This is a genomic window from Microbispora cellulosiformans (assembly GCF_008728085.1).
GTDB classification, from domain to species: Bacteria; Actinomycetota; Actinomycetes; order Streptosporangiales; family Streptosporangiaceae; genus Microbispora; species Microbispora amethystogenes.
In genome coordinates this window covers 1-11,745 of record NZ_VYTZ01000029.1, presented here as the reverse complement: position 1 = coordinate 11,745, position 11,745 = coordinate 1, and the positions used below count along the sequence as shown (strand labels likewise).

14 protein-coding genes are annotated in these 11,745 nt (G+C 72.0%); 8 read left to right on the top strand and 6 right to left on the bottom strand.

Features of this window, described 5'->3' with window-relative positions; all coding sequences use genetic code 11:
• Nucleotides 1–406 precede the first annotated feature (406 nt).
• From F5972_RS36535 to F5972_RS36525, 3 genes are read right to left on the bottom strand one after another with little or no spacing between them, the layout of a single operon-like run.
• The gene (locus tag F5972_RS36535) at nt 407–1,030 is read right to left on the bottom strand and encodes a TetR/AcrR family transcriptional regulator (RefSeq protein ID WP_150940703.1); all 624 of its coding nucleotides are present in this window, start codon (nt 1,028–1,030) and stop codon (nt 407–409) included.
• Nucleotides 1,031–1,032: 2 nt separating this feature from the next.
• Entirely contained in the window at nt 1,033–1,956 is a 924-nt protein-coding gene (locus tag F5972_RS36530) for a class I SAM-dependent methyltransferase (protein WP_225312222.1), read from the bottom strand.
• An 11-nt stretch (nt 1,957–1,967) separates the two neighbouring features.
• The gene (locus F5972_RS36525; protein WP_150940701.1) at nt 1,968–2,783 is read right to left on the bottom strand and encodes a sugar phosphate isomerase/epimerase family protein; all 816 of its coding nucleotides are present in this window, start codon (nt 2,781–2,783) and stop codon (nt 1,968–1,970) included.
• A 163-nt stretch (nt 2,784–2,946) separates the two neighbouring features.
• Here F5972_RS36525 and F5972_RS36520 point away from each other — a divergent pair, with 163 nt between their 5' ends.
• The 7 genes from F5972_RS36520 (at nt 2,947) to disA (ending at nt 8,410) form a co-directional block, all read left to right on the top strand.
• A complete protein-coding gene (locus F5972_RS36520) occupies nt 2,947–3,645 on the top strand; it encodes a class I SAM-dependent methyltransferase (RefSeq protein WP_150940699.1) in 699 nt (232 codons plus the stop codon).
• A gap of 112 nt (nt 3,646–3,757) precedes the next feature.
• Complete coding sequence (locus tag F5972_RS36515) at nt 3,758–4,138, top strand: MerR family transcriptional regulator (protein ID WP_150940697.1); 381 nt, start codon at nt 3,758–3,760, stop codon at nt 4,136–4,138.
• The gene (gene trxA / locus F5972_RS36510) at nt 4,135–4,449 is read left to right on the top strand and encodes a thioredoxin (RefSeq protein WP_150940694.1); all 315 of its coding nucleotides are present in this window, start codon (nt 4,135–4,137) and stop codon (nt 4,447–4,449) included. The genes F5972_RS36515 and trxA overlap by 4 nt, the downstream gene beginning before the upstream one ends.
• A 60-nt stretch (nt 4,450–4,509) precedes the next feature.
• Nucleotides 4,510–4,914 carry an ArsR/SmtB family transcription factor gene (locus F5972_RS36505; protein ID WP_150940692.1) on the top strand — a complete coding sequence of 135 codons (405 nt, stop codon included), beginning with the start codon at nt 4,510–4,512 and terminating at the stop codon, nt 4,912–4,914.
• Nucleotides 4,911–5,549 carry an SRPBCC family protein gene (locus F5972_RS36500; protein ID WP_150940689.1) on the top strand — a complete coding sequence of 213 codons (639 nt, stop codon included), beginning with the start codon at nt 4,911–4,913 and terminating at the stop codon, nt 5,547–5,549. The genes F5972_RS36505 and F5972_RS36500 overlap by 4 nt, the downstream gene beginning before the upstream one ends.
• A gap of 59 nt (nt 5,550–5,608) precedes the next feature.
• Nucleotides 5,609–7,036, top strand: a complete 1,428-nt coding sequence (gene radA / locus F5972_RS36495; protein ID WP_150940687.1) for a DNA repair protein RadA — start codon at nt 5,609–5,611, stop codon at nt 7,034–7,036.
• A gap of 279 nt (nt 7,037–7,315) precedes the next feature.
• Complete coding sequence (gene disA / locus F5972_RS36490) at nt 7,316–8,410, top strand: DNA integrity scanning diadenylate cyclase DisA (protein ID WP_204289602.1); 1,095 nt, start codon at nt 7,316–7,318, stop codon at nt 8,408–8,410.
• A 21-nt stretch (nt 8,411–8,431) separates the two neighbouring features.
• Here disA and F5972_RS36485 read toward each other — a convergent pair whose 3' ends face one another.
• The gene (locus F5972_RS36485) at nt 8,432–9,124 is read right to left on the bottom strand and encodes a DEAD/DEAH box helicase family protein (RefSeq protein ID WP_150940684.1); all 693 of its coding nucleotides are present in this window, start codon (nt 9,122–9,124) and stop codon (nt 8,432–8,434) included.
• Nucleotides 9,125–9,295: 171 nt separating this feature from the next.
• On the opposite strand from F5972_RS36485, the gene F5972_RS36480 reads away from it, so the two are divergent.
• Nucleotides 9,296–10,162, top strand: coding sequence for an A/G-specific adenine glycosylase (locus F5972_RS36480; RefSeq protein WP_318527658.1), 867 nt, complete (start codon nt 9,296–9,298; stop codon nt 10,160–10,162).
• Nucleotides 10,163–10,187: 25 nt separating this feature from the next.
• On the opposite strand, the gene F5972_RS36475 is transcribed toward F5972_RS36480, so the two are convergent.
• Together F5972_RS36475 and F5972_RS36470 are read right to left on the bottom strand one after the other, a co-directional pair.
• Nucleotides 10,188–11,123 carry a TIM barrel protein gene (locus tag F5972_RS36475; protein WP_150940680.1) on the bottom strand — a complete coding sequence of 312 codons (936 nt, stop codon included), beginning with the start codon at nt 11,121–11,123 and terminating at the stop codon, nt 10,188–10,190.
• Nucleotides 11,124–11,551: 428 nt separating this feature from the next.
• Nucleotides 11,552–11,745: hypothetical protein (locus F5972_RS36470; RefSeq protein WP_150940678.1), on the bottom strand; the 194-nt coding region annotated here is incomplete at its 5' end.

Genomic DNA, 11,745 nt, shown 5'->3' with positions numbered 1-11,745 from the left:
CTCCGCGCCGGCGTTCTCCCTGGCGTACTCGACACGCTCCGGGGCCGGCTGACCACTGGTCGCAAGCCGGTAGAGGAACAGCACACGCCGGACCGCCAACGCGACCGCCACGGCGGTCGCGACGAGGCCGGCTATCGCTATCGCTACCCAGAGCACGAGCCCTCCCGCTTTCAACGTCGGCTGCCACCATAAGCACGCGGCGCCTTTCCCGGGACGGCCGGGGTCCGCCCTGTGGAAAACCCGCTTTCCGCATAGTACCGATGAGTAACATATGCCCGTCACACGGGGCGAGTGGCGCGCGTCACAGCGTTCCCGCCCGGCGGCACCAGACTAGAACGAAGCTCTACGCGGATGTAAGCAGGGCCCCAACCGGCTCATCAGCCCCGATGACGGCCCGTCCCGGCGCTCATCCGTCGAGGTAACGCTGCACCGTCGGCGCCAGCAGCGCGACGAGTTCCTCGACGTCCACCGACGCCATCGGCTCCATCCCGAGGATGTACCGGATCATCACCACCCCGAACATCTGGGCGAAGGCGGCCTCCGTCCGCAGCGGCGGGACGCCGAGCGCCTCGGCCACCCGGCCCAGGATCGCGGTGCCGAAGAACTCCCTGATCATGCCGACGGCCTGCTCGTTCACCATCGCCGTCCGCATCACCCCGAGCACCCGCTCCCGCGCCGCCGGGTCGGCCGTCATCGTGAGGATGAAGCGGACGATCCGCTCGCCGATCTCCTCGCGCGGCCCCGCGAGGAGCATGGGCACGACCGTCGACGGGTCCGCGGGGAACTCCATGGCCGCGACGAACATGCCCTCCTTGTTGTCGAAATAGTGGTGGAGGAGGGCGGGGTCGACGCCGGCCTCGCGGGCGATACCTCGGATCGTGGCCTTGTCGAAGCCCTTCTCCGCGAAGACCCTGCGCGCCGCGGCCAGGATCTCCCCACGCGTGTCCGCCGCGCCCGGACGCCGGCCCGGCCGCCGCGTCCGCCGTCCGCTTTCCGGCACCTCGGGGACCTTGGGGACCTCCGTGGTCATGGTCAGCCCCTGCGTCCCACCACGAGGTACACGCGCATGGGCACGGTGAGCGTGCCGTCGGGGAACACGCGTCCGAGCTCGGCGCGCTCCCGGGCGAGCAGGTCCGCCACCACGTCGCCGTCCATGCTGGCCATGTAGGAGTGCGTACGCAGGTCGGTGAGGAAGTCCTCCAGCCGCACCGACCTGGTCCAGGTGACCCAGGTCTCGGCCACGTCGAGACCGCCGCCGAGGCCACCGTCAGGGCCGCCGTCGACAGCGCCGTCGACAGCACCGCCGAGACCGCCGCCGGGACCACTGCCGGACATGGCCGCGGCGAGGGGCGGCATGCGCCACCCGGGCAGCACCGGACCGATGTATCCCGGGCAGGACTCGGCGATCCGCACCTGGTTGGCTGCAAGCCAGTCGGCCTTGCCGGGGTCCACGCTGTTCCACCACCCCGCGACCGCGCCGCCCGCCCGGGTCACCCGTACGGCCTCGGCGACCGACAGCGCGGGGTCGAGCCAGTGCCACGACTGGGCGTAGGTCACGAGGTCGGCCACGCCCGCGCGGAAGGGCAGGTCGTCGCCGTTCGCCAGCAGAGCCGGGCAGGTCGTGCGGGCCCGGAGCCGGGCCAGCATCCGCTCGCCCCGGTCGACGGCGACGACCCGGGCGCCGCGGTCGAGCAGCCCCCGGGTCGAAATGCCGGTGCCCGCCCCCACGTCGATCACCGTCGCGCCGTCGAGCCGGATGCCCGACATCTCCTCCAGAGCGAGATAGAGGGCCTCCGGATAGTGCGGCCTGGTCGCGTCGTACTCCTCCGAGACGCGGTCGAACACCCGGTGGCTGCCGGTCAGCCGTCTGCTCACGAAGCCGTCGGCCACAAGGGCGTCGTTCACGAGCCCGTCGTTCACTAGGCCGTCGTCGCTCATGAGGCCGTCGTCGCTCATGAGGCCGTCGTTCATGAGGCGGTCGAGGAGGCGGCGAAGTGGTGCCTGGCGAACGCGAGCGCCTCGGTGAGGTCCTCGATCCGCTCGGTGCGGCTGGCCGCCCTGCGCGTGTTGATCTCCAGGACGATCAGCCCGCGATATCCGCTCCCGGCCAGGCGCTCCAGCATCGGCGCGCACGGCTGCGTCCCCCGGCCCGGGACCAGGTGCTCGTCCTTGTTGGTCGTGCCCAGGCCGTCGGCCAGGTGCAGGTGGGCCAGCCGGTCGCCTAGCTTGGTGGCCATCTCCATCGCGTCCGAACCGGAGACGGCCGTGTGGGAGAGGTCGAGCGTCACATCGGGGAAGTCGTAGTCGACGGGGTTCCAGTCCGGCGCGTACGGCACGACCTCGTTGCCCCTCGCCCGCAGCGGGAACATGTTCTCCACGGCGAAGACGACGTCGGTCTCGTCGCGCATCCGCGCCAGGCCCTTCTCGAACTCCTTGGCGTAGTCGCGCTGCCAGCGGAAGGGCGGGTGGACGACGACCGTCCGCGCGCCCAGCCGCTCGGCCGCCTCGCGGGCCCTGCGCAGCTTCACCCAGGGGTCGCGGCCCCACACCCGCTGGGTCACCAGCAGGCAGGGCGCGTGTATGGCCAGGACCGGGATCTGGTAGTGGTCGCGCAGCCGCTGGAGGACCTCGACGTCCTGGCTGACCGGGTCCTGTCCGACCATGATCTCTACGCCGTCGTACCCGAGCCTGGCGGCCAGTTCGAAGGCGTCCGGCGTCCGTTCCGGATACACCGACGCCGTCGACAGCGCCACCTCGCCGATGGGCACGCGGATGTCACTCATGAGGCCAGCCTCCCCTGGCGGCCCCCGGGCACGATCCAGTCCCGTGGCCGTGGCCGTCCGTTCGCTCCCTGCGCCCGTTCACGGATCCAGCCTAAGCCGCACCCGCGCCGCGCGCCGCTTCGCCACAATCAACTACCCAAGGTCGCGAACTAATGTGGGCCGCATGGCACGGATCGTGAGCGGGGCCGTACCCAGCCCGAACATCTGGAACACGCCCCAGGTCTACGAGCTGGAGAACCGGGCCGTCGGACCGGCCGGCGCGGTTGAGGCGGCGATGCGGGCCGTACGGCCGTGGGACGGCGCGACGGTGCTCGACATCGGCTGCGGCACGGGCTTCCACCTGCCGGCGCTCGCCGCGGACGCGGCGAGGGTCGTGGGCGTGGAGCCGCACGGCGGCCTCGCCGCCAGGGCGGCCGCCCGCTGCGCGGCGCTGCCCAACGTCGCGGTGCGGACGGGCACCGCGCAGGCGCTGCCCGTGCCCGACGCGTCGGCCGACGTGGCGATGGCACGCTGGGCGTACTTCTTCGGCCCCGGGTGCGAACCCGGGCTGCGCGAGCTCGGCAGAGTGCTGCGCCGTGGCGGCGTCGCGTTCGTCGTGGACGTGGACGCCTCCCGCGACGCCTTCGGCCGCTGGTTCCGCCGGTCGGTGCCGTCGTACTCCCCCGAGGCCGTGGAGCGCTTCTGGTCGCGGCAGGGCTGGCGGCGCGAGCCGCTCGACCTGCGCATGACCTTCGAGTCGCGGGCCGACCTGGAGGCGGTGCTGCGCATCGAGTTCACCCCCGAGGTGGCCGAGGACGCGCTCCGGGAGAGCGACGGCCTGGAGATCGCCTATCCGAACGTCCTCAGGTGGCGGGAACTCTGAAGGAGGCGGGAATTCCGAACGTGGCGGGAATTCCGGGCTCCGCCCTTGACCTTGTCACCGGCGTCAACCTTTACCGTCGTGCCCGGAGGCGGGCGGGCCGAGGAGGAGACCGATGCGGATCGGCGAGCTGGCCCGGCGCGCGGGTGTGAGCACCCGCGCGCTGCGCTACTACGAGCAGCAGGGCCTCATCCGGTCGCGCCGCTCGGCGAACGGCTACCGGGAGTACGACGAGTCGGACGTCCGGCTCGTCACCGAGATCCGCGCCCTGATGGCGGTCGGCTTCACCCTGGAGGACGCCCGGCCGTTCGTGGACTGCCTCAGGTCGGGGCATCCCTCGGGAGGCTCCTGCCCCGAGTCGGTCGCGGTGTACCAGCGCAAGCTGGCCGAGATCGACGACCGCATCCGGGACCTGCTCGCCCGCCGTGCCGAGGTGGCCGCCCAGCTCACCTCGGCCTGCCCCGGCTGCCTGGTGACACGACGAGGAGAATCATGATCACGTTGACCGCGGAGAACTTCGACGAGCAGGTGCTGCGCAGCTCCACGCCGGTGCTGGTGGACTTCTGGACCGACTGGTGCCCGCCGTGCAAGATGATCGCCCCGATCCTGGAGGAGATCGACGCCGAGTTCGGCGGCCGTCTCACGGTCGCCAAGCTCAACGCCGACGACCACCCCGAGATCGCGCGGCGTTACAACGTCCTCGGCTTCCCCACACTCAACCTCTACCGCGACGGCGAGGTCGTCCAGCAGATCAGGGGCGCCAAGCCCAAGCGCCTGCTGCTCGCCGACCTCGTGGACCATCTCTGATACCGGTGGCGGCTTATATAAGCGTTGACTTTTATAAGCCGCCCTCGGCATAGTGGACCCGTGCACGCATTCGACGCGCTGGGGGATCCGGTGCGACGCCGGATCCTGGAACTGCTCAGCGAAGGAGAGCAGACGTCGGGCGCGGTCACCGCCGCCGTCCGCGCCGAGTTCGGGATCTCGCAGCCCGCGGTCTCCCAGCACCTGCGGGTGCTGCGCGAGTCGGGGCTGACGTCCGTACGGGCGGAGGGCACGCGGCGGCTGTACGCCGTCGAGACGGCTCCGCTGCGGGAGATCGACGAGTGGCTCGACCGGTTCCGCGGCTTCTGGCAGCAGCGGCTCGACGCGCTCGACACGGAACTGGCGCGGGGAAAACGGGAACGGCGGCTCCGGCAGGGGCCCGGCGGCACCGACGGCCGGGAGACGGCCCGGCACGAGGTCCACGACGTAGGGAAAGAGCGCCAATGAGCAACTTCATCGACGATATCAACGAGGTCCACCGCAAGGTCGGCACGCGCGAACTGCCGGAAGGGGAGGCTCGTACGGTGCTGCTGCGGCGCACCTACGACGCCGCCGCCGAGGACGTGTGGGACGCCTGCACCGACCCCGAGCGGATCGGCCGCTGGTTCCTTCCGGTGACCGGCGAGCTGAAGCTCGGCGGGCACTACCAGCTCCAGGGCAACGCGGGCGGGGAGATCCTGCGGTGCGAGCCGCCGAAGCTGCTGCGGGTGAGCTGGCTGTTCGGCGAGAACCCGGGCTTCAGCGAGGTCGAGGTGCGGCTCACTCCCGAAGGCGACGACCGCACCGTGTTCGAGCTGGAGCACGTCGCCGTGGTGCCGGCGGAGTTCTGGGACCGGTTCGGGCCGGGGGCCACCGGGGTGGGCTGGGACCTGGCGCTGCTCGGGCTCGGTCTGCACCTGCGGGGCAACATGATCGACGACCCCTCGGCGTGGGAGCAGTCGGATGAGGCGCGCGCGCTCATGACGCACAGCAGCGCGGCATGGGGTGAGGCGTACCTCGCCTCCGGCGCGCCGGAGGGCGTGGTGGAGGCCGCGGTCGCCGGCACCACCGCCTTCTACGTACCGGAGAAGCCGGAGAGCTGAGCGCCGTCCCGGGCGGCTTCAGGAGCGGATTGTCGGCGCCGACCGGTAGCCTCCCGCACGTGAGCAGGGCAGCGAAACCGGCGTACCGGTGCGGCGAGTGCGGCTGGACGACGGTCAAGTGGGTCGGCAGGTGCGGGGAGTGCCAGGCGTGGGGCACGGTCGAGGAGGCCGGGGCCCGGCAGGGTGTCCGTGTGGTCACGCCGGGCGCGGTCACCGCGCCGGCGGTGCCCATCGGCCAGGTCAAGGCCGAGGTGGTGAGCGCCCGGACGACGGGCGTGCCCGAGCTCGACCGCGTGCTCGGCGGCGGCATGGTCCCCGGCGCGGTCGTGCTCCTCGCCGGTGAGCCCGGCATCGGCAAGTCGACGCTGCTCCTGGAGGCCGCCGCCCGCACCGCGCGAGGCGAGACCGTCCTCTATGTGACCGGTGAGGAGTCCGCGGCCCAGGTGCGCATGCGGGCCGACCGCATCGGCGCGATCGAGGACAAGCTCTATCTCGCGGCCGAGACCGACCTGGCCGCGCTGGCCGCCCACGTGGACAAGGTGCGGCCCGGTCTGCTGATCGTCGACTCGGTCCAGACGATCGGCTCGGCCGACGTCTCGGGTGTGCCCGGCGGCGTGACCCAGGTCAGGGAGGTCGCGGGCAACCTGGTCCGCCTCGCCAAGGAGCGGGCCATGACGACCGTGCTCGTCGGCCACGTGACCAAGGACGGCACGATCGCCGGCCCCCGCGTGCTGGAGCACCTGGTGGACGTCGTCCTCCACTTCGAGGGAGACCGCAACGCGCGGCTGCGGCTGGTGCGCGCGGTGAAGAACCGCTTCGGCCCGATCGACGAGGTCGGCTGCTTCGACCTGCACGAGCGTGGGATCACCGGGATCTCCGACCCGAGCGGGCTGTTCGTCTCGCGCCATCCCGAGCCGGTGCCGGGCACCTGCGTCACCGTCACCATCGAGGGCACCCGGCCGCTCCCGGCGGAGCTTCAGGCCCTGGTCGGCCCCACCGAGGCGCCGCAGCCCCGCCGCACCTCCTCGGGCCTCGACTCCTACCGCGTGGCGATGGTGCTCGCGGTGATAGAGCGGCGGCTCCGCGCGAAGATCGGCAAGTGTGACGTCTTCACGGCGACCGTGGGCGGGATCCGGCTGACCGACCCGGCCGTCGACCTCGCGCTGATGCTGTCGGTCGTGAGCGCGGCGGGCGACCAGGCGCTGCCCTCGGGGCTCGTCGTGCTCGGCGAGGTCGGCCTCGCCGGTGAGCTGCGGCCCGTACGGGAGGTGCGGCGGCGGCTGGCCGAGGCGGCGCGGCTGGGTTTCACCCGGGCCCTGGTGCCGTCCGGCTCGCTGGAGGAGGACTCCCCGCGGCTGGACAACGCGGCGAACCGCGGCCGCCTCGTGGCGCTGCGCTCGCCTGTCGGCCGCACCACCTCCTTCGCGCCGGGCTTCGAGGTGACGGAGGTCGAGAACGTCTGGGACGCCCTCAACCACATGGGCTGACACAGGGAATCCGTACGCCGCCACCGCCGCTCCGGCCTCCATTCGCGCTCGACCGCCGGGCGGCATCGGGGCCCCAGCCGGGGAGGAAACCAGGTGGGGTGTGCTGTGCCACAGGTGAGCATGACGTCCCGCGGGTAAACTGAGGCCTTCATCGAGCCCTGCGGGGCTTCAACCGGCCGACCGCGGAGCGCAACGCGGACCTCGCGACCGCGAGGAGCGGTAGCCAGAGGGCCGGTCAGACAGACGATCCCACGGAGACTACCGGGCGAGCCCACCGAGGTGCATGTGCTGGACAACGACAAGGCGGCCGACGAGCGCAGACGGGCGGTGCTCGCCGCGCTCGCCCCGGGGACGGCGCTGCGCGACGGACTGGAGCGCATTCTGCGCGGTCACACCGGCGGCCTGATCGTGCTCGGATACGACCGCACCGTCGAGGACATCTGTACCGGCGGTTTCACCCTCGACGTCGAGTTCTCCGCGACCCGGCTCCGCGAGCTGGCCAAGATGGACGGCGCGATCGTGCTCGACGTGGCCCAGCTCAGGATCGTGCGCGCGGCGGTGCATCTCGTGCCCGACCCCGCGATCCCCACCAACGAGTCCGGCACCCGGCACCGTACGGCCCAGCGGGTGGCCAGGCAGACGTCGCTCCCGGTCGTCGCGATCAGCAAGTCCATGCGGATCATCGCGCTCTACCTCGACGGCATCCGCTACGTCCTGGAGGAGTCGGCCGCGATCCTGTCCAAGGCCAACCAGGCTCTCGCCACTCTCGAACGCTACAAGATGCGGCTCGACGAGGTCTCCGGCGCGTTGTCGGCCCTGGAGATCGAGGACCTGGTGACGGTGCGCGACGTGGCGGTCGTGGTGCAGCGCCTCGAGATGGTCCGCCGCATCGGCCGGGAGATCGAGGGGTACGTCGTCGAGCTCGGCACCGACGGGCGGCTGCTGTCCCTCCAGCTCGACGAGCTGTTCGCCGGGGTGGAGACCGACCACCGCCAGATCATCCGCGACTACGTCCCCGGCTCGCTCGGCGCGCGTCCGTACGGGGACGGCGACGCGATCCGGGAGCTGGACGAGCTGTCCTCCGGCGACCTGCTCGACCTGGCGAAGGTGGCCCAGATCCTGGGCCACCACGGCGCCGAGGCCCTCGACTCACCCGTCAGCCCGCGCGGCTTCCGCCTGCTCAGCCGGGTCCCCCGGCTGCCCGGCGCGATCGTCGACCGGCTGGTCGACCACTTCGGCGGCCTGCAGAAGCTGCTGGCCGCGACCACCGACGACCTCCAGGCCGTCGGCGGCGTGGGCGAGACCCGGGCCCGCAGCGTCCGCGAGGGCCTGTCCCGTCTCGCCGAGTCGTCCATCCTGGAGCGCTATCTCTGACCCGTGTCCCACGCGGACCGATCACCGCAGGTGGAAGACGACCTTCGGGCTCTTGAGCCGGCCCGCGTGCGCGGTCGCGACGTACGTCCCGGGATCGGCCGGCGCCCGCTTGCCGGCGCAGGTGGTGCCCGAGCGGTGACGGTCCCACCGGACCGTCCGGACGAAGGGGATCCCCCGCTCCAGCGCCTGCCGGTCCACGCCGTCGCCCGCCACGCAGTCGGCGGTCGACCACACCCGCTCGCCGCCCGACAGCACCCGCATCTCCAGGGTGCGCGGCCCCACGTCCACCGTGCACTCGACCCTGCCCGTGCTCACGACCGTCAGCAGGAACGTCGGCGCGGTGTCCTTGCCGTACACGTCCTGCCCGCTCTGCAGGGCGAGCACGAGGTCCTTCTCGTCGCAGGGGTCGCCGGGACGGCGGGGCCTGCCGGGCGTGGGCGAGGCCGAGCCCGGCGCGGACGGGGACGGTTGCCCCGGGATCGCGGCCGAGACGGCCGTCTTCGCGGGCAGCCCCGCGGGAAGCGAGACCACCAGCCGGTCTGAGGGCGTCACCCTGACGGCGGCGGTGTCGTCCGACCGTCCCGAGGCGCTGCTGCACGCCCATGCCACGACTGCCACCACGACGAGCATCCCCGTGAGCACCGACACCCGGCGGCGCCAGTAGACGTCAGCCCCCTCGACGCCCACATCACCACGGAAAGTGTCCGGATCCATACGGACAGTATGAGGAGACGTGGCGCGGCAGGGGAAACAACGCGCCGTGTCATGCGCTTTCCCAGGTCATCGGCCTGCCGGTCCTTTCCGGACTTGGACGGCGATGCACGGCATCGGCGGAGCACGCCGTCCGGCCGCGCGCGGTGCGGCCGGCTCGGTAGGGTCGGGGCTGTGTCCGCCTCCCTGCGTGAACCCATCCTCGACTGGTACGCCGAGCACAACCGCGATCTGCCCTGGCGGCGTCCCGAGGCGACGCCATGGGGCATCCTGGTGAGCGAGATCATGCTCCAGCAGACGCCGGTCGCCCGGGTGCTGCCCGTGTGGACCGAGTGGATGGAGCGCTGGCCCACTCCGGAGGCGCTCGCGAAGGAGTCCCCCGGCGAGGCCGTACGGCACTGGGGGCGGCTCGGCTACCCGCGCAGGGCGCTCAACCTCCACGCCTGCGCGCGCGCCATCACGACGGACCACGAGGGGCGGGTGCCGTCCACGTACGACGAACTCCTGGCCCTGCCCGGGATCGGCGACTACACGGCCGCCGCCGTGGCCAGCTTCGCGTACGGCGGCAGCCACGCCGTGCTGGACACCAACGTGCGGCGGGTTTTGGCCAGGGCCGTCCGGGGCGAGGAGTATCCGCCGAAGGCTCCCACGGCGGCCGAGCGGCGGCTGGCGGAGTCGCTGGTGCCCCCGGTCGGCGCACCACGCTGGGCCGTCGCCGTGATGGAGCTGGGCGCGCTGGTCTGCACGGCGCGGGCGCCCCGGTGCGAGCGCTGCCCGGTCACCTCCCGGTGCGCCTGGCGGCTGGCCGGCCGACCCGCCCACGACGGCCCGGCCCGTCAGGGCCAGACGTACGCGGGCACCGACCGGCAGTGCCGGGGACGCCTGCTCGCCGTGCTCAGGGAGGCGCACGGCCCGGTGCCGAAGCAGGCGCTGGACGCCGTCTGGGCCGACCACGTGCAGCGGGAGCGCGCCCTGGACGGCCTCCTCGACGACGGACTGGCCGAGACGCTGCCCGACGGCACCTACCAGCTGCCCTCCTGACCGGTTCGTCAGGGGGCCAAGTTCGTCAGGCGGCGAGCTTCAGGCCGAGGGCGGTGAGGTTGCGGCGGGTCCAGTCGAGATCGTCGGCGAGCTTCGCGACGAGGGCGGCGGGGCTCTTCGCCTTGGGGGTGGTCCCGTGGTGGGCTTCCACCTCCACGTGCGCGGTGCCGTTCACCGCGCCCGACAGGATCGCGGCGAGCGTGTCGGCGAGCACGGGCTGGGTGCTCGGGATCTCCTGGCCGTGGTCGTGCACGTGGCTCAGCTTGACCACGGGCGCTCCCGCGAGCGCGAGCCCGCGCAGCGCCGCGTCCGGCTCCTCCGCGCCGCACGACAGGTGGCAGGCGTCCAGGCAGACGCCGAGATGCTCGGAGTCGATGTCGCACACGCGCTCCAGCGCCTGCTCCGTGGTCTCCAGCACGCACCCGGGCCAGGGCTCGAAGCCCACCCGGATCGTCTTGCCGGTGACGCTGTAGAGGCCGCGAAGCTCCCGCGAGAGCCGTTCGAGGCGGCGGGAGGCGATGGCGTGCAGGTCGGTGGGCCAGTCACGGCGCCAGCCGATGGGAATCGTCGAGATACCGCCCGACTGCACGTCGTCGGGCAGCAGGAACGCGAGGATCCGCGCCAACGACATCGTGTAGCGGTAGCGCTCCGGCTTGGCCCAGTCGGGGCCCGGCACGTCGAGGTTGCGCCCGCCGGTGCCGTTCAGGCTGACGCACTCCAGGCCGCGCTCCTCCAGCGAGCGGCGCAGCCGGACGAGTTCGATGCGGTCGGCGACCAGGTGGTCGGCCACGGCGGGGGCGAGCCACAGGCCGATCCCCAGCCGGTCGACGCCCAGCCTCCTGCGCACGGGCACGGCGTATCGCGTGAGGTGGGCGATCAGGTTCTCCAGGTCCTCGGCGGGATGTACGCCCGCGTTGTAGGCCAGGTGAACCAGCGTCCCGTCGTCGTGCAACAGGCGCATCAGGAGCCTCCAAAGGCTTGTGCACTTCCGGACCGCCATTTCACCCACAAGGGGTGTCCCGACCGCATGGGACGCCGGTCCTCCTACCACCGGGATCCACCCGGCCGGACCGAGCCTCTCCCGTACGCCCGGTCCACCGCGTCCCTCCCGCAGCGGATCTCAGGTACGTCGCGGGAATGACACGAGTGGCCCGTCATGCGTCACCGGCATGCCGATGGCGCAGTCTGACTCTACAAAGTGTAGTACTACGTTCGGTGGTGTGATACCGGTTCTCGTCTACTCTGTTGCGCGCGTGTTACCTGGAGATCGCCTTACCTGGAGATCTCGGAGCCCCTCTGGCCCCGTGTGGTGCGCCGGTACGCCGAAGGGGCGCCCCTCGCGGAACGCCCCTTCGGATGGAACAGGTTGTACGGGTTGTCGCGGGACCGTCAGTGCTGGACCGTCTCCGCGATCGAGGCCGCCGAGTCGGGCACCGAGGGGCTCTTGGCCTCGCCGGTGAAGGTGAACGTGGCGTTGTCGCCCTCGCCCTCGATGTCGATCTTCACGACCTGGCCCGGCCGCAGCTCGCCATAGAGGATCTTCTCCGACAGGGTGTCCTCCAGCTCCCGCTGGATCGTCCGGC